Here is a 20390-nt window from a genome sequence, read left to right as displayed (position 1 = left end):
ACGCACGTGTTCGACAGTCCCATGTCGTCCTCGGCATACGAGGTGCTCCGGGTCGCGGCCGACATCGATGACGAGGGTCTGCGCCGCGCCTATCGCGTGCGTCTGCGCGAGACCCATCCCGACACCGGAGGCGACGCCGCCCTGTTCGTCCAGGTCCAGCGTGCTTGGGAACTCGTGGGCACACCCGAGGCGCGCAGCGCCTACGACCGGGGTCGCGGGACGGCTCCCGGCGAATGGGGCGGTGGGGTGCCGGCATCCGCTCCCTCCCGTCCGGCCGACACGCGACCGCGCGCACGATCGCACGGCCAGCCCGGCGGGTGGCGTCGCGAGCGGTATCTCGGACTCATCCGCGAGTGGGTCGGGCGCGGCGTCGACATCGCCGACCCCTACGACCCCGCTCTCGTGCGGTCGGCCCCGCCCGAGATCCGCCACATCCTCGCCGACGCGCTCGCCGAGGAAGAGACCGCCCGGCTCGTCGCGGAGTTGGGCATGGGCTACACCGTCTGGCACGACGTGTTCGCCGATCGCGACGGACGCGACCCGGAGCAGAAGCTCGACCACCTCGTCCTCGGTCCGAGCGGCCTCTACGCCCTGCTGAGCGAGGACTTCGGCGGCCCCGTGGGGGTGCGCCGTGGCGAGATCACCGGCCCCAACGTGATCGGATCCCCCGTGACCGAGCTCGTGTCGCGCGCTCGCGTGATCGCGCGCGCGGCCGGTGTCCGCTTCAGCGGGGCGATGGTCGTGCTGCCCGACGACGCGGTGCTCGACGCGATCACCGAGCTCGGCAAAGTGCGGGGAACGCCCGTGGCGCTGGTCACGCGCAGTGCGCTCACGACCCTGTTGCGCAGAGGGATCACCGGGGGGCGCGAGGTCGGCGGCACCGAGCTGTTCGACATCCGCACGCGTCTGCAGCAGCGCGTGCGGCACGTCTGACTCGCGACACCCGCCGCGGACATGCCTAGGGTGGAGGCATGAGTACCGACGAGACCGCGGGTGCCTCGGCATCCGACGACATGAAGCGCAAGTTCAAGGAAGCGCTCGAGAAGAAGAACGGTCAGCACCGTTCGGGTCAGGCGCACCTCGACGGCCACTCCGCCGTGCAGGGAACGCACGGAGCGGTCACCAAGCGGGAGTTCCGTCGCAAGAGCGGCTGAGCCTCTCGGCCGACGTCACCTGAGGTGCCGGGGATCACGTCTCGTGCGCGAGACCCCCGGCACCTCACGCGCGTTTCAGGGGCGCGTCGAAGAACGCCAGCTCCAGCGCCATGGATCGGTCGTACGCGGTCGCCATCTCACGGCGGGTGGCGGGGGATGCCGTTCGCGCGGCGGCATCCGCGATCCTCTCGGCCGCGGCCGACGACGCGGCGAACGTCTCGTCGCCATAGGCCGTGAGCCAGTCGGCGTAGGGGTGGGTGGGGCCGAAGGTGCCTCTCCAGCGGGCCCCGATGTCGGTGTAGAGCACGTAGCACGGCAGGATCGCCGCGACCAGGACCGCGTACGACCCGCCGGCTGCGGCGGCGTGCAGGTGGTCGGTGTACGCCCAGGTCGTCGGGGCGGGTTCGAGCCCCGCCGGGTCGACGTGCGACTGATGCAACGTCGCCTCCTCGGCGAGGCAGGCCACCGAGCCCGCGGCCCAGAACCGCTGTTCCTCGGCGGTGGGGGCCAGGGCGGCGGCGCGTGCGAGCACGCGGGCGTACTCGCGCAGGTAGAGCAGGTCCTGGCCGAGATACCAGGCGAAGGCGTCACGGTCGAGATCTCCGGATGCCAGACCCCCGACGAACCCGCACGCGTCGACCTCTGCGCGGATGGAGGCGGTGGCATCCCACCGCTCGCCGCTCCACGATCGGCCGAGGTCGATGTGCGGGCGCAGTTCGTGCAGGTGGTCGATCGGGCCGTTGCCTCGACCGACGTGCAGGGCGTCGGCGTGCTCCAGGGCTCCGGTGAGCCAGCGCTTCGCGCGGGTGAGGGCGTCGGGCCAGGGCAGACCGTGCGCGGCGAGGGTCGCCATGGCCGACGACAGCGAGCAGCCGGTGCCGTGGGTGTGCGGGGTATCGACACGGCGGCCAGGAACCTCGTGCACACCGGTGGCGTCGACGATGGCATCCGGGCACTGTCGGCCGTCCAGGTGTCCGCCCTTGAGGAGGACCGCGGTGTCGGCCGTTGCGGCGAGCTGTTCGGCCTGGGCGACCGCGGCCTCCCATGTCGTCGCGACGGGTTCGCGCACCAGTACCGCGAGTTCGGGGAGGTTGGGGGTGACGAGGTCGGCGCGGCGGCAGAGTGCGCGCACGGCGTCTTCAGCGTCCGCCTTGAGAAGGCGGTCACCGCTGGTGGCGACCATGACGGGGTCGAGCACGACGATCGGCGGTCGCGTGGCGGTGAGCCACTGGTCGACGGTGGCGATGACGTCGGTCGAGCCGAGCATGCCGATCTTCACCGCGTCGATGTCGACGTCGTCGCCGACCGCGCGCAGCTGCTCCTCGAGGAAGGCCGTCGGCGGTACGTGGACGCTGCGGACCCCGCGGGTGTTCTGGGCGACCAGGGCCGTGACGGCGGCCATTCCGTAGCCGCCGAACGCGGCGATCGACTTCAGGTCGGCCTGGATGCCCGCCCCGCCGGTCGGATCGGTGCCGGCGATGCTGAGGACGCGGGGGATCACGCTACGCCCTCCCACGCCGCGCGCAGGTGTCGGACGACCTGGCCCGGGTCGTCGGCCCCGCTCACCAGAGAGACGACGGCGACTCCCGCGGCACCGGCGCGGCGGAGGGCGGTGACGTCGTCGAGGCCGATCCCCCCGATCGCGACGCACGGGAGGGGAGCGGATGCCGCGAGCTCGCCGAACCCGTCGATGCCGAGCGGTCGCGGGTGGTCGGGTTTCGTCGAGGTGGCGCGGATGACGCCGACGCCGAGGTAGTCGACCGTGCCCGCGGGCAGCGCCTCCGCCGCGGTGAGGTGCGCCGCGGTGTTCGCCGTCCATCCGATGAGGGCGTCGGGTCCGAGCAGTGCGCGCGCCGCGTCGACGGGCAGGTCGCTCTGGCCGAGATGGACGCCGTCGACGCGAGCGCGGTCTCCGGTGGGACCGACCGTTGTGCCCACGCGTTCGCGCGCGGCGAGGACGATGTCGAGGCGATCGTCGACGACGAACGTGCAGCGTCCCGCGATGACGTCGGCGAGGTCGAGGGTGCGGGCGAACAGTTCTGCGCCGCTCGCGACCTTGTCGCGCAGTTGCACCACGCTCACGCCCGCGGTGACGGCCTCGTCGACGAGGTCGCGCAGGCGCGCGAACGGCACGCGGTGATCGGTGACGAGGTGCAGGGACAGGTCGGCGGTCATCGTGCGACCTCGGTGTCGACGCGGACGCGTCCGTCGAGGTCGGCGGGCTGGATCGCGGCCAGTTCGTCGAGGAACGCCACCGCGAACGACCCCGGCCCTCCTGTTCGGGATGCCGCCCGCTCCGCCGCCACGGCCCAGATCGCGCTGGCGGCGCTCGCCGCATCGAACGCGGGGGCGACGGCGAGGAGGCTCGCCATCGCGGCCCCGAGCGCGCAGCCGCCGCCGGTGACCTTGGTCAGCAGGGCGCTGCCGCCGGTCACGCGCGCCGTGCGGGTGGCATCCACGATGAGGTCGGTCTCTCCCGAGACGGCGACGGTGCCGCCGGTGCGGATCGCGAGGGAGCGTGCGGCGTCGAGGGCGTCTTCGGCGGAGTCGGTGGCGTCGACCCCGCGGCCGCCGGCGCCGGCTCCCGCGAGGGCGAGGATCTCGGACGCGTTCCCGCGGATGATCGCGGGTCGGTGTTCGAGGAGCTCGTGTGCGAGGGCGGTGCGCACGGGCAGGGCGCCGACGGCGACGGGGTCGAGGACCCAGGGGGTTCCCGCGGTGACGGCCTCGCGGGCGGCATCCCTCTGCTCGCTCGTGGGGGTGCCGAGGTTGACGAGCACCCCGCCCGAGATTTCGGCGAACATCCCGGCCTCGCCGGGGATGTCGCACATCGCGGGTGCCGCGCCGAGGGCGAGCAGCGCGTTGGCGGTGAAGTTCGTCACCACCGCGTTCGTGATGCACTGCGTCAGCGGGGCGGCCTCGCGCAGAGCGTCGAGGGCTGCTACGGCGGTGCTGGGTGTGAGGGTGGACGGAGACGACGACGTGCGAACGACCATTCGCGACATCCCTTCGCTAGTACGAACTAGATCAGGTTCGACGGGTGTGTTCTCAGCCCTTGCGGGCACCCCGTGTCACTGTCTGGCACGCTAGCAGGTCGTCGGCCTCCGGATGCCGTGCCTCAGTCGTCGCGCGAGCCCGCGGCGGCGTTCTCGGAACGGGGACCGGTCTCTTCGTCGTCTTCGAGGCGAGGGGCGATGGGGCCGCCGAGGCCGCGTCGCTCGTCGCGGCGATCGGAGCGTGAGCCCGAGCCCATACCCCCGGCGCCCCGGCTGCCGGCGGCGCCGGCCGTGCCGCCGCCCGCCGTGCCGCCCCCGGCTCCACCGGTGGTGGCCGACGTCCCGGCTCCACGGCTTCCGGCCGCGGCGGCGTTCGCGCCGGTTCCGGATGCGCCCGTGCCGCCTGCGCCGCCGCCCAAGGAGCCGGTGCCCGAGCGTCCGCCGAGCCCGGTGCCGGTGGCCGAGGCTCCGCTCTTGCCGAGGAGTCCTCCGCTCCCGCTGATGGGTCGTCCGGCGGCCGCGGTGCTCGAACCCGCCCCCGAGCTCAACCGGCTGAGGGCCGCTGCGCCACCGCCCCCTGCGATCAGTCCGGCCGAGAGGCCCGAGCCGAGGCCCGCCCCGCCCCCGGAGATCCCGCCGGGGAAGGGGCCCCCGATCAAGCCGGGGCCGGAGACATGTCCGGGGAGGGTGCCGATACCCGAGATCGAGCCGTCCGGCGTCGGCGGGGTGTAGTGCGGGGGAACCTGTCCGAGGTCGATGCCGGGATCGTCACTGTGCGAAGTGCCGGGGTCGGGAATGAGATGCGGGGGGATGGGCGCAGGCAGTGGGGAGCCGTCTATCGAGTCGGGATTGCGTGGAACGGGGACGGGGGAGGCGTCGCCGCTGCCGAGGCCGCCAACGCGACCGGGGCTGCTCGTCCCCGTTGAGGACGGGGGTGTCTCGGCTTCTCGTTGCCCTTCCGAGAACTCTTTTCCCCCCTCGGAGAAGGTGGCAGCAGGGGGCGCCGGCGGTGCCATCCCGTTCATCGTCTGACTGATCGTTGTGAAATCGGCTTGTGCCTGCGCTTCGCGTCGTTGCGCCAGGATGCCATTAAAGGCCTGGACCGCGCCTTCACCAGCGAGCAGCGAGATGGGGCCGAGGAAGAGCGTCGTGCCGACTGCGGCGCCGCGGACGGCGAGTTCTTGACCGGATGAGAGCGCCCCGTCCGGGAGGGCTGCGAGCTTCTCACGCGCAGCTTGTCGGAGGCCGTTGGCCTCCTTGAGAGCGTTCGTGAGCGTTGCTTCAAGATAGGCAATCTGCCGACCGATGGTCTCCGCGCCTGCCCGAAACATCTTCTCTGCAGCGTCAGCCGCATCACCTTCAATCCCTGGAAGGTCAGCGGCGCCAGCTACGACGTCTCGCAGCGTGGCTAGCTTTTCCACCAGGTTTGCAGACTCCGGAACGCCGAACGGCTCGCCGGCATCGGCCAGGTTTGCTAGAGCCCGCTCATACTGACCGGTCATCGGTTCCCTTTCGACGGACTTTACGAGATACGAGGACGATGACGATCGTGACGACCACCCCAACCGTCACTACGATGCCGACCACGATGCCGATGACGGTCGGGAGAAGGTCCGACGACGGCGCCACCTGCGGTGCATCGTCTTCCCCGTCACGAGGTCGAGGGGGATCCGTCGAGCTAGCTGTCGGCGGTTCCGTCGTGGGGAAGCTTGACCCACGCGCTGCAGCGGCCTGAATCTGCTCGTCGGTCGGCTTCGTCCGGCCGTCGCTAAGCAGAAGGTTTTCGTCTGGATAGCTGGTGGGGTCCGTGGCGAGAAGTCGCGCGGGCCAAGCGAGCCCGTAGCCGAAACCACTCGCCGCATCGTTCACCAGATCGTGCGCCTTGTTGCCCGTGTTGCGGACAAGCCCTTGAACCAGTTGTGACGGCGTGGCCGTCGGGTACCGCTGTTTCGCCAGCGCCAGCATTCCCGCGACGATTGGGGCAGCGAAGGAGGAACCGGAGGCCACTCCACCCGTTCCCCACCCATCCTCCTCACTGCCGACCGTCCCGAGGCGTTCTCCGGGCGCGACCACCGTGGTCTCCGGAAAGACGAAAGGTGCCCCATCCGCAGACGGGAGCTGACCTTTGTCGTCAACCGCCGAGGCGACGACAACGCCTCGATACTCGCGCAACCCTGTCGCGGACTTCGTCTCGGGATTCGGTCCCGAGCCGACCAGGATCACGCCTTTCGCGACTGCGTTGGCGATGACGTCCGAGTCGAATGACGATGTCCCGCCCGCGATGGAGCTGACGACGACGTCGGCGCCGTCATCGATGGCGCGTTGCACCCCCAACCCCAGTGGGGTGAGCCCGCCCTCGTATTCGGCTGGGGTGCACTGATCGGAAGCGGTCTTCGTGCCGAAGCTGTAGAACTTGACTTCGGCATCAGGTGCCATCCCGCGAATCCCGTCAGGGCCCTCTCCGCTCCCGATGATCTGAGCAACGACTGTCGTGCCGTGTATGGCGTCCCCAGTGGGCTCAGTCGTCGTCGGTGAGGACGATTCTGCGCACAGCGGCCGCGAGTCGACGACTAGGCGGCGACCTTCGAAGACCGGCAGCTCGGGATTTATGTTGGCATCGATGACAGCGACTTTCACCCCCGCGCCGGTCCAGCCTTCGCTGTGGATGGTCGTCATTCCATAGGCGTCGTACCACCAGTTGTCGTCGGGGGCGGCATCCGCAGCGAGTGCGGGGGTCAGGACCAGAGCTGTCGACATCGCAGCGGCGGTGACGCAGCGGACCCACCGGTTTCGCAACGGTGTCTCTCGAATCATGCGCCGAACCCCGAACGAGAATCCGACTCGGAGGCGCCGGGTGTCGGAGAAGTCGAGGAGGGAGCGGTTCGTGGAGAGTTCGCAGATCCGGTGGACGGCTGGCCGGCGATGTCGTCAATCAGTGCCGTCATCTTCCGGGCTTTGCTGTCGCTGATCTGGTCCTGATCTTGAAGCATCGCTACGGCCTGTGCGAGCGCATCTGCATTGCGCAGAGCGAAATCGCGGACTTCCTGTACTCGTGCTGCAATCTCCGCCGCAACCCTCTCGAGTTTCTTCGTGTACGCCTCGGGAGCGTCTTCCTCGCGGTTGCCGTGGACGACCGTGATGGCCGCATCACTGGGAAGGTCGTCGCTCGCTCGGCGGATGCGCGAGACGTGGTAGTCGCCCACTCCGTCTTCGACGCGGATCATTCCGACCATGTCCAGGTTCCTTTCGCGCGGCACGAACGGGGATCCTGACCGTCGCTGTGAGCGTCGCCCCCCGGTTTCGCTTGCGAGTCAATGATGGCGCATCTGCCGAGTTGAGCAAACCAGTTATCCACAGCAGTCGGCCCTCCTCTCGGGCGCGATCAGTACCGCGCGGAGAACCCACCGTCGGCGTGCAGCAGCTGACCGCTGATCCAGCGGCCCTCGTCGGACAGCAGGAAAGCGGTGATGGCCGCGATGTCGCGGGGTGTCCCGAGCCGAGCCAGGGGATGGTGTGGGGCTAACCCGTCGCGGGTGGTGTCATCCATCCAGCCGGTGTCTATCGGACCCGGATTCACGACGTTGGCGGAGATGCGGCGCGGACCGAGCTCGCGTGCGGCCGAGATGACGATTCGATCGAGAGCCCCCTTCGAGGCGCCGTACGGAAGATTGCCAGTGGTGTGATCGCTTGTGAAGGCGACGATCGCGCCACCCGTGTCAGAGACCTGCCGGGCGAACGCGGCGATCATCAGGAGGGACGCGCGGGCGTTCACGGCGATATGGCGATCGAAGCTTTCCGCGGTGGTGTCGATGATGCCGGACTTGATGTCGTGTGCGTGGCTCAGGACGAGAGCCTGGATCGGCCCGCGATTGATCGAGACGCGCTCGACGAGCTTGGTGGGGCCCGAGACGTCTGCGAGGTCGCAGGGATAGTCACCATCGGAGAGGTCGCTCGTCACGACCTCCCAGCCGTCACTTCTGAGCCGGGGCACGATGCCCGCCGCGATGCTGTTCGGTCGTGCTGCTCCGGTTACCAAGGCGAGAGGCATGGAGCTGAGCGTAGAGGGCACGGCCGACGCTCTCGTAGACGCCGGTCGGCCGCCCTGTACGCGATCGGATGTTCCCCCTGCCTCGTGCGGGTCGACAAGCGGAGCGGCTCGAGCGCGTGGGCGCCCAGTGACGAGCCTCGCCACACCTGCAGTCCTGCCACGAGAACCCCGCCGAACGAGCCCAGCGTGAAGCGCCCGGGCGCGCACAAAGGCATCCCGGGTAACACGCCACGCGCGTCAGAACGGCGGGGGTGTGCCGTCGTCGTCGGGGTCGGGCGGGGGTGGGTCGTCGGGAAGGAAGCGGACGGCGGGGGAGTAGGGGAGGGGTTCGTCGGTGTAGGTGCGGCCGGTGGGGCTGGTCCATTGGAGGACTCCGCCGGGAAGTTGTTCCACGCTCCAGCGGGTGAACTGCTTCTGGGTGTGGTGGCGTTGGCAGAGGTGGGCGAGGTTCGCGACGTGGGTGGGGCCGCCGAGGGCGTGTTCGCGGGTGTGGTCGACTTCACAGCGGATGGCGGGGACGGTGCACCCGGGCCAACGGCAGCGGCGGTCGCGGGCGCGGAGATAGCGGTCGATGGCGGTGGTGCGGTGGTAGGTGTCGGTGTGGAGGACGGCACCGGTGATGGGGTGGGTGATGACGCGGTCCCAGGGGAGGGTGGTGGCTTCGGCGAGGCCGCGGGCGGTGGCGGCGTCGAGGGGGCCGTGCCCGATGAGTTCGGCGGGGTCGTCATTCTCGGCGGTGGGGTCGAGGATCGTGAGGGCCGGGACGACGACCTGAACGCGGGCGCGGATGGCTCCGAGGGCGCCGGGACCGTCGTCGGTGCGGGTGGGGTCGGCTTCGGGGGCTGCGGTGAGGAGCAGGTCGGTGAGGATGTCGGCGCGGAGCTGCGCGGTGGTGCGTTCGTCGCTCACCGCCTGGGGGTCGTCGAGGCGGGCGTCGATGAGGGCTCTGGCTTGCAGGGTAAGACGGTCGTGGATTCCGACCGCGAGGACGGTGGGGAGGGTGGCGACGAGGTCCGACATTCCGTCGGGGCCGGTCACGATCCTCACGCATCGGGTGTCGCGGCCGCGGCGGTGGCGCTCGGTGAGGGTGATGGGGTGCAGGCGTTCGGCGAGGGCGGCGAGGCGTGAGCGGAGGCGCCCGGGGCTGAGGCCTTCTGCGGTGCTCACTGCGAGGGCGTCGAACTGTTCCCGCACCTCGACGGGGAGGGGTGAGCCGACATCGAGGATGGTGTTCACGTGGGTGCGGGTCAGGGTCCCGGACTCCCACGCCGACAACGTGTCGGGGTAGTCGTCGACGAGGGTCATCGCCCGGGTCATCTGGGTGTGCACGGTGCGGTCGGAGAGGTTTTCGGCCGCGGCGATCTCGGATGCCACCTCGCGCAGAGCGAGCTCGGCGGCGCGGGAGGACGCGCACTGTCCCGCCATGACGTCGAGGGCGAGGTGGCCGGCCTCGGCGAGGGCGCGGGTGCGCGCAGCCTCGACTGCAGCGAGAGCGATGCTGGCGCGGCGGACCTCGTCGACGAGCACCGACAGAACGCGGGGTCCGTCGGTGGGGTTCGTCGGGGAGGAGCCATCGCGCATGTGTGCATGCTAGCGGTGACCTCCGACATTGCAGCGGAAAGAAAACCCCAGGTGGGGATAACTAATCGCGGAGCGGGCCTGTGGAGGAACGGGCTTCCGGAGGGACAGGTGCGAGAGGGACGGATGCCGGGTGGGGAGCGGCCGCGACCGACGGGCTCAGCCACCTCGCACGAAAGCCGGCGGCGACTCCGCCCCCCACTCACCGGCGAAACGCGGGCGAGCCTCAGCGCTCACCGATCGCGCAGCGCCGCCCGCACGAATTCGACCGCATCGTCCGCGGAGACCCCGAGGCGGCGCACAGCCTCGACGTACGTGCGCGCCGCACCCGCGGCGCGAGCGGAGGCCGCGTCGGCCCCCTTCACGAACGTGCCGGCACGGCCGCGCGTCTCGACGTAGCCCGCCTCCTCGAGTTCCTTGTAGGCGCGTGCCACGGTGTTCGCGGCGAGACCGAGCTCCGTCGCCAGAGTCCGAACGGGCGGCAGACGCGTCCCCGCGACGAGTTCCCCGGTGTCGATCTGCGCGATGACCTGCGTCCGCACCTGCTCGAACGGCGGCACCGACGAGGTGGCATCCACGGAGAGATCCATCGCTCAGTCGTTCAGGCCGAAGAGGTCGAGAGGGTGGGTGAGGCGCCACCACGGGCTCGGCGGGTCGATCTCGCCGGTGAGCTTCACATCCACCGTGTCGGCGTCGACGGGACCGGTCGCGGTCAGCGTCCCGACGGTCGAGCCCGCCGCGGTGGTGTCGCCGAGGCTGAAGGACGTCGAGGTCTGCGCCGCGCCGCCGTTCCACAGCACGACCGTGGCGTCGGACGCGGTCACGAGATCGATGTCGGGACCCCACAGCGTCTCTGCCTTGCCGACCAGCGTCCCGGCGGGCACCGAGGGCTTCGGCTGCAGTTCCTGCTCGATGCGGGCGAAGAGGTCGCGCGCGGCCTGGTTGCGGCTGTCGGGCCCGGGCTGACCGAGCACGGCGGCGTAGGCGCGCACGATGGCGGTGCCGACGGTGATGTCTTTCGCGGTGAGCAGGTTCCAGGCGTCGAGCGTGCCCGTCTTCACCCCGACCACTCCGGGGTCGGCCAGCAGAGCGTTGCCGTTCTTGAACGTGCCGGCCCCGGGCAGGGTCAGCTCGGGGGTACGCACGATCTCGGCGATCACGGGATTGGCGAGCGCCCGCTCGGCGAGGGCGATGAGGGCGGAGGGAGTCGCGGTGTTGCCGGCTTCGATCCCGGTGGGGTTGACGATCGTGATGCCCTCGATGCCCCGTTCGGCGAGGTACTGGGTCGCGGCGGCCGAGAATTCGGCATCCGTTCCGAAGAGATCCGTCGACAGACGCTGCGCGTAGTTGTTGGCGGAGGCGATGAGCATGCCCTGCAGCATCTGCAGTTGGGTGAGGCTGCCGCCGGCGGGAACGTCGAGCGAGGATTCGCCCCGGGCCCGGTACTGCCAGTAATCGGCGCTGTCGGCCTGCGTGAAGCTGTAGCTCTCGCCCTGTTCTCCCGGGGCGAGGGGCAGCCGGTCGAGAACGACGAGCGCCGTAACGATCTTGGTGATGCTCGCGATCGACTCGGGAGCGCTGGCCGACGACGACAGGGTGTCGGGGACGCCGTCGATCGCGATCGCCGCTTCGCCCTCGGCGGGCCACGCCGGAACGGCCGCCGCGGCGGCGATCGGCTGCACGGCCACGGGGCGGGTCGTCGGCATGACGGCGTTCAACGGCCACAGCAGCGTCGTCGCGGCGTACGCGGCGATGATCAGCACGAAGAGAAGCGTGGGGATGACCGTGCCGGGGCGAAGGATCGGCCGACGGGCGCCGGCGAGCAGGTCCGCGGAGCGGGACGTGGCACCCGAGACGACGAAAGCGGGGGCCGGGCGCGGAGCGCTCGCATCGTCGGGATCGATCCACAGCAGCGCGCCGAGCGCGACCGGAAGAGGAGTGGCGGGAACAGATGGCTCGCCCGTCACGGCGGGGGCGTCTCGGGAGGGGGAGTCGGATGCCGCGGGCTCGGTCGCCGCGGCAGGTGCCCCGCCCGTGAGAGAGCCGTTCGCCGCGAGGTCATTCGCCGCGGGAGTGGATGCGCCATGCGCCGCCGGCTCGGAGCGGACAGCCGGGGACGTGGCATCCGGAACCGAGAGGGCCGGGCCCAGGGCGTCCGTCGTCGACAGGGCGGGTCCGAAGTCGCCGGAGGTCGCCACGCGGGGGGAGGAGTCCTGTGTACGCAGCGCACGCCGTGAGGCCGGGGTCTGCTCGTGCACCCGCCCACGCTACCCCGCCCTATACTCTTCACGACAACCACGGGAGTCCGGTGAGCCGGGCTGAGAGGAAGCGAATCCACGCTTCGACCGTCGAACCTGATCCGGATCATGCCGGCGCAGGGAGGAGAGAAATGCACACGTCCACGTCTGCCCTCGCGAACCGCTCTTCGGTCGCCACCACGGACCGTTTCCGGTGGCGCGTCGTCGACATCGTCGTCGCCGCCGTCCTCGGCGTCGCGATCGGCCTGCTCTTCTGGGGCTGGAACACCGTCGGCGGCCTCTGGTTCACCGCGATGGACGGCCTCACCCCGGGCCTCGGTGGGATGGCCGTCGGCATCTGGCTGATCGGCGGCGTCATCGGCGGCCTCGTCATCCGCAAGCCCGGCGCAGCACTGCTCGTCGAGCTGATCGCGGCGATCGTGTCGGCGCTGATCGGCAACGTGTGGGGCGTCACCACGATCTTCTCGGGGCTGGCCCAGGGCCTCGGCGCCGAGCTGATCTTCCTCGCCTTCCTCTACCTGCGGTTCACCCTGCCCGTCGCGATGCTCGCGGGTGTCGGTGCGGGCGTCGGCGCGTGGGTGCTCGAGCTGTTCCTCACCCCCAACCTCGCCAAGTCCCTCGAGTTCAACCTCATCTACCTCGGCACCCTCGCCGTCTCGGGTGCACTGCTGGCCGGTCTCGTCGGCTGGCTGCTCGTGCGCGCCCTCGCCGCCACCGGAGCGCTCAGCCGCTTCGCCGCGGGCCGGGAAGCGCGTCGCGACGTCTGATGACGGGCCCCGCACGCGTCGACGTCGAGGGTTGGGGCTGGCGATACGCCGGTCGTAAGCTCCCCGCCACGCGCGAGGTCGACCTCGTCATCGAGCCCGGGGAGCGCGTCCTGCTGCTCGGCGCGTCGGGAGCCGGCAAGTCGACCCTGCTCGCGGGCCTGGCGGGACTGCTCGGCGGGAGCGACGAGGGGGAGACCACCGGCCGCATCCTCGTCGACGGCGCCCCACCCGAGTCGCAGCGGGGCCGTATCGGCCTGGTGCTGCAGGATCCCGAGGCGGGCATCGTGCTGTCGAAGGTCGGCGACGACATCGCCTTCGGGTGCGAGAACCTCGGCGTCCTCGCGGCGCAGATCCCCGCGCGGGTGGCCGAGGCCGTGGCATCCGTGGGTCTCGCCGTTCCCCTCGACCGCCCCACCAAGGCGCTGTCGGGCGGGCAGAAGCAACGGCTCGCCCTCGCCGGGGTGCTGGCGATGCGACCGGGACTCCTGCTGCTCGACGAACCCACGGCCAACCTCGACCCCGAGGGAGTGGCCGAGGTGCGCGTCGCCGTGGAGGGGGTCGTGGCGCGCGAGGGCACGACCCTCGTGCTCATCGAGCACCGCACGGCGGTGTGGGCCGACCTCATGACCCGGGTCGTCGTACTCGCCCCCGGTGGCGGAGTGCTGGCCGACGGACCGCCCGAGCGCGTGTTCGCCGAGTACGGGGAGGCCCTGGCCGCCGCGGGCGTGTGGGTGCCGGGTCGCCCGGTCGACCTTCCCGTGCTCGCTCCGGTCTCGGCGCTTGATGCCGTGCTGCGCGCGTCCGCCCTGTCGATCGGGCGAGAGAAGGGCGCCGTCGTGGCCTCGGGGCTCGACATCTCCCTGCCGCGCGCGGCAGGAACGGTGATCACGGGACCGAACGGCGCGGGGAAGTCGACCCTCGCGCTCACGCTCGCGGGACTGCTCCCCGAACTCGCCGGCGAGGTCGTCGCCGCGGAAGAACTCGCCGCGCGCGGGATCCGTCGCCCGGTGCGCTGGCGATCGACCGAGCTGCTCACCCGCATCGGGACGGTCTTCCAAGAGCCCGAGCACCAGTTCCTCGCCGCGACCCTGCGCGACGAACTCGCGGTCGGCCCCCGTGCTCTGCGCATGGCGCCGGCCGAGGTCGACCGCATCGTCGACGAGCTGCTGGAGCGTCTCGATCTGGCATCCCTCGCTCTCGCCAATCCCTTCACGCTGTCGGGGGGACAGAAGAGGCGCCTGTCGGTCGCGACGGTGCTCGCGGCCTCTCCCGAGGTGATCGTGCTCGACGAGCCGACCTTCGGTCAGGACCGCCGCGGGTGGATGGAGCTCGTCGCCCTGCTCCAGCGCGAGATCGCGCGCGGGCGCACGGTGGTCGCCGTCACGCACGACGCCGACGTGGTGCGTCACCTCGGTCAGCACCGCATCCGGATGGGGGATGCCGCGTGAGCGCCGTCACCACCGAGCGTTCGCGCACCGCCTGGCTCGACGGGGTGAACCCCGTCACGAAGGTCGCGATGGTGATCGTGCTGGCGGCCCCCCTGCTCGTCTCGATCGACGCCGTGAGCGCCGCGACGGCGCTGCTGCTCGAACTGCTGTGCGTGCCGCTCACGGGACTGACCTTCGCCGCGGTCCTCACGCGCCTCGTGCCCGTGATCGTCTTCGCCCCCGTCGCCGCGGTGAGCATGCTGCTCTATGCCCGGCCGGGGGGGACCGTGTACGGCACGTTCTTGTTCGCGACGGTGAGCGACGACTCGATCGCCCTCTCGCTCGCCGTGCTGGTGCGCGTGGTCGCCCTGGCCCTGCCGATCATCTTGATCTTCGCCCGCACCGACCCCACCGAGCTCGCCGACGCCCTCGCACAGGTGGCGAAGCTGCCCAGCCGCTTCGTACTGGGCGTTCTGGCCGGAGCCCGGACGGTCGGCCTGTTCGTCGACGACTGGCGCACGATGAGCCTGGCCCGTCGCGCCCGTGGACTGGGCGACCGCGGGGCCCTCCGCCGCTTCTTCTCGATGGCGTTCGTGCTGCTCGTGTTCGCCGTGCGGCGCGGCACGAAGCTCGCCACGGCGATGGAGGCGCGGGGGTTCGGCTCCGACATCGAGCGCACGTGGGCGCGCCCCTCGACTCTCTCGGGTCGGGATGCCGTAGCCCTGGCCGCCGCTCTCGCGCTCATCGCTGTCGCCCTCGGGGCCGCGGTGGTGTCGGGGGCGTTCCGGGTGGTGGGGACGTAGACCTCCGTGGAGGGTCCGCAACGCTCGGCGCGGGTGGGCCCCCGGGCGGCGTGGACCGGAGGCGAGAGCTCGCGCTCGCCTCAGAACACGTACTCGAAGCAGAGCGATCGCGGCATCGTCTCGACGTAGGGCTCGTAGACGGGGATCGGCGTGAATCCCGCGGCGGCGTAGACCCGCAGCGACTCGGGCTGCATGCGACCGCTCTGCAAGATGACCCGGTGCGCACCTCCGGCCCTCGCGAGGTCGACCACGGTCGCGGTGAGCGCCGTGCCGATCCCCCGTCGACGGCCCGCGGGGACGACGATCAACCGCTTCAGCTCCCACTCTTCGCCGAGGCGGCGCAGGATCACGTGTCCGAGCGGCGTGTCGTCCGCATCGAGAGACAGCAGCGTCGCGACGACCTGCTCGGGGTGCACGGCGAGGGCCTCTCCGCGTTTCGCCGCGACCTCGGGGGTGTCGTCGGCGTCGGCGTCGCGGTACCGCTCGTCGAGATCGGCGTCCAGCGCGGCGCGCAGGGCGACCGCGCGGGGATCGTCGACGTCGACCTTCTCTATGCGGAAGTCCGGGAGATGCACCCATCGAGCCTAGGCGCACCGCGCGGCGACCACGGTGCGGGGCGAGGCCGACGCGTGCGGACACGTCCGTAGGGAATGATCGCGGGGGTCGATCGGTTCGGACAGCGGCAGAATGAGCTCGGGGGATGCCATGGGATTGTCGTTCGGAATACTCGCGGTGAGTGTGGCCGTCGCGGGCGCCGTGATGTTCGTCGCCATGCCGCGGATCGGCACTCCCGGAGCCATGACCCTGTTCCTGCGCTTCGCCGCCGTGGCCGGGGTGACGGCCGCGGGCTCCAGTGCGATGTACTTCATCTACGGCGCGGGGGGCGGCATCCTGACCCTCGTCCTGGGCGACGTGGCCATGGTGCTCGCACCGGCCCTGCTCATCGTCGCGTTGAGCGCCCTCGAAGGGCGGCCCGCGCGGAGGACATCGATCGGGATCCTCGTCCTCGCGCTGGCGGTCGCCGTCGTGACCGCCACGGTTCCGCTCCCGGGATCCCTCGCCGTGAAGGCCGTCGCCGTCGCCGCGACCTGCGGCGCGTGCGCGTGGGTCGCGAGCCATTCGCGCGTCGAACCGTTCGGTCCGCTGCGCGTGATCGCGCTGACGAACGCCGTGTTCGCCGTCTATTCGCTGTCGCGGGCGATCGTCGGCGTCGTCGTCGGCTGGGATTCGACGCTGTTCCGCTTCGTCTTCTCGTTCGCCCCGGCGACGGTGCTCGGGGCGGCCGCGGTTCTCGCGATCGGCGCGGCGGTCGTCCGCGTGCGTTTCGGGCCGCGCGTCGCGGCGGAGGTCGCGCAGTGTCCCGCGGGTGCGGCGGTCGTCGTGGGGGACTGGGACCTGGCATCCGCGGCCTACGGCCCCGATCGCATGCGAGGCCTCGTCGCCGACCTGCGCTCCGCGGCACGCGACCTCGACCCCGGCGCCGCTGACGTGCCGCGCGGAACCGAGACCACGGTCCCCGACGCGGTCTCGGCCCTGGGCGCCCATCTGCAGACCGCGTACGGGTGGGAGCCCGAGCAGACGATCCTGCTCGTGGACGGCGCGACGACCGCCGCCGTCCGCACGCAGCCGGGGCGTCGGGCGAAGAAGAGGTGGGGCTCGGCGCGGTCCTGAGTCTCGACTACTGTGGTACTCGGTTTCAGCTTCGAAGGAGAACGCATGGATATCGCAGGAGCATCCGCCCTCGTCACCGGCGGTGCCTCGGGCCTCGGACTCGCCACCGCGCGCCGTCTGACCGAGGCGGGAGCGCGCGTCACGATCGTCGACCTGCCGACATCGAACGGGGCCGCGATCGCCGAAGAACTCGGCGGATCGTTCGCCGCCGCCGACGTGACGGATGCCGAGCAGATCGCCGCGGCCGCCGCCCTCGCCGCCGCCGCGGGACCGCTTCGCGTCGTCGTCAACTGCGCGGGGATCGCGCCGCCCGCCAAGGTGCTCGACCGCGACGGGAACCCCTCGGCGCTCGCCGACTTCGAACGCGTCGTCCGCGTCAACCTCATCGGCACCTACAACGTCATCGCGCAGACCTCCGCCGTCATCGCGAAGACCGACCCCACCGAGGGCGGTGACCGCGGCGTCATCGTGAACACCGCGAGCGTCGCGGCCTTCGACGGACAGATCGGCCAACCCGCGTACTCCGCGAGCAAGGGTGGCGTGCACGCCATGACGCTCCCCATCGCCCGGGAGCTCGCCCGCCACGGCATCCGCGTCGTCACCATCGCCCCCGGGATCATGGAGACGCCGATGCTCAAAGGACTCCCGCAGGCGGCACAGGACTCGCTGGGCCAGCAGGTGCCCTACCCCTCGCGCCTCGGCTCTCCCGACGAATACGCGCGCCTCGTGCTCGCGATCGCCGACAACGGCTACCTCAACGGCGAGACCATCCGCCTCGACGGCGCGATCAGAATGGCACCGAAATGACCGACGGCATCCTGCTCCACATCGAGGACGGGCTCGCGCGCGTCACCTTCGACCGGCCCGCCTCGCTGAACGCAATGGACTTTCCGATGGCCCGCCGCTGGCGCGAGGTCGCCCACGAGGTCACCTCCGACTCCGCAGTGGGAGCGGTGATCCTGGATGCCAACGGCCCCGCGTTCTGCGCGGGCGGCGACGTCGTGGCGATGTCCACTACGGGCGCCGCGGGGAGCGACGTGACCGAAACGGCGCACGCGATCCACGACGGCATCCGCACCTTCGCTGAGGCCCCCCTGCCGATGGTCGCCGCCGTGCAGGGCGCCGTCGCCGGCGGAGGGCTCGGGCTCATGCTCACGGCCGACTACATCGTCGCGAGCGAGAACGCGCGCTTCGTCAGCCGCTACGCCAACATCGGACTCACCCCCGACCTGGGCGTCTCGACACTGCTGCCCGCCGCGATCGGCCAGCGCCGCGCGCTGCAGCTGCTTCTGCAGGACCGCATGCTCACCGCCGCGGAGGCCCTGGACTGGGGTCTGGTGGCCGAGGTCGTGGCATCCGCAGATCTGGTGACGCGCGTCGACGAGATCGCGCGCTTCTGGCTCGAGGGGGCGACCGCCGCGTTCGGGCAGGCCACGCGCCTCGTCCGCGTGGGCGCCGCGCGCACGCTCGCCGAGAACCTCGACGACGAGGCCGCCACGATCGGCGCGGCCTTCGAGACCCCCGAAGCGCGAGCGCGGGTCGCCGCGTTCGCCGCCGCTTCCGCGAAAGGACAACGCTCGTGACGCTTGCCGGGAAGACCATCCTCATGTCGGGCGGAAGTCGCGGCATCGGCCTCGCGATCGCGTTGCGCGCGGCCCGCGACGGCGCGAACATCGCGATGCTCGCGAAGACCGACACCCCGCACCCGAAGCTCCCCGGCACGGTGCACACGGCGGCGGACGAGATCCGCGCGGCCGGCGGGCAGGCGCTGCCGATCGTGGGCGACGTGCGCGACGAGGCCTCGATCACCGAGGCCGTGATGCGCACGGTCGGCGAGTTCGGCGGTATCGACATCGTCGTCAACAACGCCAGCGTCATCGACCTCTCGGGCTCGCTCGAGCTCGCGACCAAGAAGTACGACCTCATGCAGGACGTCAACGTGCGCGGGACGTTCCTGCTCTCGCGCGCTGCGATGCCCCAGCTGAAGGACGCCGAGAACCCGCACATCCTGTCGCTCTCGCCGCCGCTGAACGTCACGCCGAAGTGGCTCGGGGCTCACACGGGGTACAGCCTCGCGAAGTTCGGCATGACGATGGCCACCCTCGGGCTCGCGGCCGAGTTCGCCGACGCCGGCATCGCGGCCAATACGCTCTGGCCGCGCACGACGATCGCGACCGCTGCCGTGCAGAACGTCATCGGCGGCGACCGGCTCATGGCCGTCTCACGCACGCCCGAGATCTACGCCGACGCGGCCTACGAGGTGCTGATCGCGCCCGCGCGCGAGCGCACCGGGCAGACGCTCATCGTCGAAGACGTGCTGCAGGCCGCCGGGGTCACCGACTTCTCGGGATACGCCGCCGTGCCGGGCACCCCCGACGAGGCGATGTACCCCGATATCTTCCTGGACTGACGCGCGGCGCGGGGGCAGCGGCGACGCCCCTCGCGCCTCGATAAACGCCGATCCTTTCGAGACACGCCGTGCCGCCGCGTGTCTCGGGAGGATCAGCGTTTATCGGACTGAGGCGGGGCTGAGGGGCGGGGCCCGACCTCAGATCAGCCCCAGCTCCGCGAACGCGTTGTGCACGCCGTCGTCCAGAACCGCGGTGGTCACCCGGCCGGCGAGACGCTGCAGCTCCGGCGCGGCGTTGCCCATCGCGACGGGCGTGCCGACGACCTCGAACATCTCGACGTCGTTCCAGCTGTCGCCGATGCCGATGGCATCCGTCGCCGACAGGCCCAACTGATCGAGCACCGCCGTGATCGCGGAGCCCTTGGTGACGCCGGCCTGACCGATCTCGCCGTTCGACCCGCCGGGCAGCGGGATCGAGCCCGGGATGACGTGGAAGCCCTCGCCGAGAGCGGCCGCCGCGTGCGCGACGGTGTCGGTCGACGGGCTGACGAACACGGCCTTCGCGACGGCGTCGCGGTCGACCTCCGAGACCGGCCGCGGCTCGCGCCAGAGCGGTTGCTCGGGCGGCAGGCCCTCGGCTTCGAGCTCGGCGGCGCGCTTCTCGTGCCGTTCGCGGCGGTACTCGGTCATCACGGGACCCATGCCGGCGCTCGCGTACACGCCCCCGTGGGTCTGGAGGAAGTAGTGGATGCCGTGAGCCTCGAAGTAGCGCTCGAGGGCTTCGACGTCGGCGCGGGGCATCGGCTGCTCGACGATGAGGGCGTCCTCGTCGGGATCGCCGCCGCGGGTCGCGTACGCGCCCCCGTTGGTGATCGCCCCGTCGAAGCCGATCGCCAACACCTCGGGGTGGATGTCGCCCGCCGATCGCCCGGTGGAGAGCCACACGAGGTGGCCGTTCTCGCGCGCCTTCCGCACGGCGGTCACCGTCGAGGGGGCGATCACCGAACCGTGCTCGAGGATCGTGCCGTCGACGTCGAGGAAGGCGATGCGGGTCATGTGCACTCCACAGCGATCGGCGCCGAGGCGCGGATCAGGTCGGGGGATCGACGGCGGATGCCGCGTCGAGGGCCATCGATCCCGGTCTCGGGAGAACCGACGACACCGCCACGCTACTCGACCGGCCCGCGCGTTCGACGTCGCGATTCGGCATCCGGGAATCGTCGTGTAGAGTCGCCGACGGACATGTGACTGGTCATGCAGGCAGGATCCGAACGCAGTGCGAGAGCACCGCCTTCGGGTCCTTTTTTGTTGCCCGGGCGACTTCGGAGTCGACGTCGC

The 20390-nt window shown here is 71.1% G+C and carries 21 protein-coding genes and 2 riboswitches; of the genes, 9 read left to right on the top strand and 12 right to left on the bottom strand.

Going from position 1 to position 20390, the window contains the following annotated elements; translation table 11 throughout:
- The first annotated feature begins 6 nt into the window (after window positions 1–6).
- Window positions 7–933 carry a DnaJ domain-containing protein gene (locus ASE56_RS02335; protein ID WP_056224575.1) on the top strand — a complete coding sequence of 309 codons (927 nt, stop codon included), beginning with the start codon at window positions 7–9 and terminating at the stop codon, window positions 931–933.
- A 38-nt stretch (window positions 934–971) separates the two neighbouring features.
- Window positions 972–1154: a DUF5302 domain-containing protein gene (locus tag ASE56_RS02330; RefSeq protein WP_056224573.1), complete on the top strand. Its 183-nt coding sequence runs from the start codon at window positions 972–974 to the stop codon at window positions 1152–1154.
- A 64-nt stretch (window positions 1155–1218) separates the two neighbouring features.
- Here the strand turns inward: ASE56_RS02330 and thiD are convergent, their stop codons facing one another.
- The 10 genes from thiD to ASE56_RS02280 form a co-directional block, all read right to left on the bottom strand.
- On the bottom strand, window positions 1219–2655 hold the full coding sequence (gene thiD, locus ASE56_RS02325; protein ID WP_056224572.1) for a bifunctional hydroxymethylpyrimidine kinase/phosphomethylpyrimidine kinase: 1437 nt from the start codon (window positions 2653–2655) through the stop codon (window positions 1219–1221).
- Window positions 2652–3329: a thiamine phosphate synthase gene (locus ASE56_RS02320; protein ID WP_056224570.1), complete on the bottom strand. Its 678-nt coding sequence runs from the start codon at window positions 3327–3329 to the stop codon at window positions 2652–2654. Before ASE56_RS02320 ends, thiD begins: the two co-directional genes overlap by 4 nt.
- Window positions 3326–4150 (bottom strand): hydroxyethylthiazole kinase, encoded by an 825-nt coding sequence (thiM, locus tag ASE56_RS02315; protein ID WP_056224568.1) that lies wholly within the window; start codon window positions 4148–4150, stop codon window positions 3326–3328. The genes ASE56_RS02320 and thiM overlap by 4 nt, the downstream gene beginning before the upstream one ends.
- Window positions 4142–4233: riboswitch (TPP riboswitch) on the bottom strand. (Overlaps the previous gene by 9 nt.)
- A 39-nt stretch (window positions 4234–4272) precedes the next feature.
- Window positions 4273–5652 (bottom strand): hypothetical protein, encoded by a 1380-nt coding sequence (locus ASE56_RS16795; RefSeq protein ID WP_156371578.1) that lies wholly within the window; start codon window positions 5650–5652, stop codon window positions 4273–4275.
- Window positions 5636–6907, bottom strand: coding sequence for a S8 family serine peptidase (locus ASE56_RS02305; protein WP_056224564.1), 1272 nt, complete (start codon window positions 6905–6907; stop codon window positions 5636–5638). The genes ASE56_RS16795 and ASE56_RS02305 overlap by 17 nt, the downstream gene beginning before the upstream one ends.
- 53 nt (window positions 6908–6960) lie before the next feature.
- Window positions 6961–7383 carry a hypothetical protein gene (locus ASE56_RS02300; protein ID WP_056224562.1) on the bottom strand — a complete coding sequence of 141 codons (423 nt, stop codon included), beginning with the start codon at window positions 7381–7383 and terminating at the stop codon, window positions 6961–6963.
- 149 nt (window positions 7384–7532) lie between these two features.
- Entirely contained in the window at window positions 7533–8198 is a 666-nt protein-coding gene (locus ASE56_RS02295) for an SDR family oxidoreductase (protein WP_056224560.1), read from the bottom strand.
- Window positions 8199–8435: 237 nt separating this feature from the next.
- The gene (locus tag ASE56_RS02290) at window positions 8436–9779 is read right to left on the bottom strand and encodes an HNH endonuclease signature motif containing protein (RefSeq protein ID WP_082450284.1); all 1344 of its coding nucleotides are present in this window, start codon (window positions 9777–9779) and stop codon (window positions 8436–8438) included.
- Window positions 9780–10009: 230 nt separating this feature from the next.
- Window positions 10010–10366, bottom strand: a complete 357-nt coding sequence (locus ASE56_RS02285; protein WP_056224558.1) for a GntR family transcriptional regulator — start codon at window positions 10364–10366, stop codon at window positions 10010–10012.
- 3 nt (window positions 10367–10369) lie between these two features.
- Entirely contained in the window at window positions 10370–12034 is a 1665-nt protein-coding gene (locus ASE56_RS02280; RefSeq protein WP_056224556.1) for a D-alanyl-D-alanine carboxypeptidase family protein, read from the bottom strand.
- Window positions 12035–12063: 29 nt separating this feature from the next.
- A riboswitch (TPP riboswitch) is annotated at window positions 12064–12174 on the top strand.
- On the opposite strand from ASE56_RS02280, the gene ASE56_RS02275 reads away from it, so the two are divergent.
- The 3 genes from ASE56_RS02275 to ASE56_RS02265 all read left to right on the top strand — a co-directional run bounded on the left by ASE56_RS02275 (window position 12166) and on the right by ASE56_RS02265 (window position 15031).
- A complete protein-coding gene (locus ASE56_RS02275; protein WP_056224555.1) occupies window positions 12166–12801 on the top strand; it encodes an ECF transporter S component in 636 nt (211 codons plus the stop codon). (Overlaps the previous riboswitch by 9 nt.)
- Window positions 12801–14249, top strand: a complete 1449-nt coding sequence (locus ASE56_RS02270) for an ABC transporter ATP-binding protein (RefSeq protein ID WP_082450283.1) — start codon at window positions 12801–12803, stop codon at window positions 14247–14249. Before ASE56_RS02275 ends, ASE56_RS02270 begins: the two co-directional genes overlap by 1 nt.
- Window positions 14246–15031 carry an energy-coupling factor transporter transmembrane protein EcfT gene (locus ASE56_RS02265; protein ID WP_056224553.1) on the top strand — a complete coding sequence of 262 codons (786 nt, stop codon included), beginning with the start codon at window positions 14246–14248 and terminating at the stop codon, window positions 15029–15031. Before ASE56_RS02270 ends, ASE56_RS02265 begins: the two co-directional genes overlap by 4 nt.
- Window positions 15032–15111: 80 nt before the next feature.
- Here ASE56_RS02265 and ASE56_RS02260 read toward each other — a convergent pair whose 3' ends face one another.
- A complete protein-coding gene (locus ASE56_RS02260) occupies window positions 15112–15606 on the bottom strand; it encodes a GNAT family N-acetyltransferase (RefSeq protein WP_056224552.1) in 495 nt (164 codons plus the stop codon).
- Window positions 15607–15736: 130 nt separating this feature from the next.
- Here ASE56_RS02260 and ASE56_RS02255 point away from each other — a divergent pair, with 130 nt between their 5' ends.
- Genes ASE56_RS02255 through ASE56_RS02240 form a run of 4 tightly spaced genes read left to right on the top strand, consistent with a single transcriptional unit; the run spans window position 15737 to window position 19112 of the window.
- Complete coding sequence (locus ASE56_RS02255) at window positions 15737–16702, top strand: hypothetical protein (protein ID WP_156371577.1); 966 nt, start codon at window positions 15737–15739, stop codon at window positions 16700–16702.
- Between the two features lie 45 nt (window positions 16703–16747).
- Window positions 16748–17509 carry an SDR family NAD(P)-dependent oxidoreductase gene (locus ASE56_RS02250; protein ID WP_056224549.1) on the top strand — a complete coding sequence of 254 codons (762 nt, stop codon included), beginning with the start codon at window positions 16748–16750 and terminating at the stop codon, window positions 17507–17509.
- A complete protein-coding gene (locus ASE56_RS02245) occupies window positions 17506–18285 on the top strand; it encodes an enoyl-CoA hydratase/isomerase family protein (protein ID WP_056224547.1) in 780 nt (259 codons plus the stop codon). Before ASE56_RS02250 ends, ASE56_RS02245 begins: the two co-directional genes overlap by 4 nt.
- Complete coding sequence (locus ASE56_RS02240; RefSeq protein WP_056224545.1) at window positions 18282–19112, top strand: NAD(P)-dependent oxidoreductase; 831 nt, start codon at window positions 18282–18284, stop codon at window positions 19110–19112. Before ASE56_RS02245 ends, ASE56_RS02240 begins: the two co-directional genes overlap by 4 nt.
- 138 nt (window positions 19113–19250) lie before the next feature.
- Here the strand turns inward: ASE56_RS02240 and ASE56_RS02235 are convergent, their stop codons facing one another.
- A complete protein-coding gene (locus ASE56_RS02235; RefSeq protein WP_056224543.1) occupies window positions 19251–20108 on the bottom strand; it encodes a Cof-type HAD-IIB family hydrolase in 858 nt (285 codons plus the stop codon).
- Window positions 20109–20390: the final 282 nt, after the last annotated feature.

It is taken from the genome of Microbacterium sp. Leaf203 (assembly GCF_001421275.1).
GTDB lineage: Bacteria > Actinomycetota > Actinomycetes > Actinomycetales > Microbacteriaceae > Microbacterium > Microbacterium testaceum_A.
This window is presented reverse-complemented; position numbering and strand designations above follow the sequence as displayed.

Excerpts from the sequence above, each read along its gene's own strand:
- ASE56_RS02330 (WP_056224573.1), top strand. The coding sequence starts at position 972 with ATGAGTACCGACGAGACCGCGGGTGCCTCGGCATCCGACGACATGAAG.
- ASE56_RS02320 (WP_056224570.1), bottom strand. The coding sequence starts at position 3,329 with ATGACCGCCGACCTGTCCCTGCACCTCGTCACCGATCACCGCGTGCCG.
- thiM (WP_056224568.1), bottom strand. The coding sequence starts at position 4,150 with ATGGTCGTTCGCACGTCGTCGTCTCCGTCCACCCTCACACCCAGCACC.
- ASE56_RS16795 (WP_156371578.1), bottom strand. The coding sequence starts at position 5,652 with ATGACCGGTCAGTATGAGCGGGCTCTAGCAAACCTGGCCGATGCCGGC.
- ASE56_RS02305 (WP_056224564.1), bottom strand. The coding sequence starts at position 6,907 with ATGTCGACAGCTCTGGTCCTGACCCCCGCACTCGCTGCGGATGCCGCC.
- ASE56_RS02300 (WP_056224562.1), bottom strand. The coding sequence starts at position 7,383 with ATGGTCGGAATGATCCGCGTCGAAGACGGAGTGGGCGACTACCACGTC.
- ASE56_RS02295 (WP_056224560.1), bottom strand. The coding sequence starts at position 8,198 with ATGCCTCTCGCCTTGGTAACCGGAGCAGCACGACCGAACAGCATCGCG.
- ASE56_RS02290 (WP_082450284.1), bottom strand. The coding sequence starts at position 9,779 with ATGCGCGATGGCTCCTCCCCGACGAACCCCACCGACGGACCCCGCGTT.
- ASE56_RS02285 (WP_056224558.1), bottom strand. The coding sequence starts at position 10,366 with ATGGATCTCTCCGTGGATGCCACCTCGTCGGTGCCGCCGTTCGAGCAG.
- ASE56_RS02275 (WP_056224555.1), top strand. The coding sequence starts at position 12,166 with ATGCACACGTCCACGTCTGCCCTCGCGAACCGCTCTTCGGTCGCCACC.
- ASE56_RS02270 (WP_082450283.1), top strand. The coding sequence starts at position 12,801 with ATGACGGGCCCCGCACGCGTCGACGTCGAGGGTTGGGGCTGGCGATAC.
- ASE56_RS02255 (WP_156371577.1), top strand. The coding sequence starts at position 15,737 with ATGGGATTGTCGTTCGGAATACTCGCGGTGAGTGTGGCCGTCGCGGGC.
- ASE56_RS02250 (WP_056224549.1), top strand. The coding sequence starts at position 16,748 with ATGGATATCGCAGGAGCATCCGCCCTCGTCACCGGCGGTGCCTCGGGC.
- ASE56_RS02245 (WP_056224547.1), top strand. The coding sequence starts at position 17,506 with ATGACCGACGGCATCCTGCTCCACATCGAGGACGGGCTCGCGCGCGTC.
- ASE56_RS02235 (WP_056224543.1), bottom strand. The coding sequence starts at position 20,108 with ATGACCCGCATCGCCTTCCTCGACGTCGACGGCACGATCCTCGAGCAC.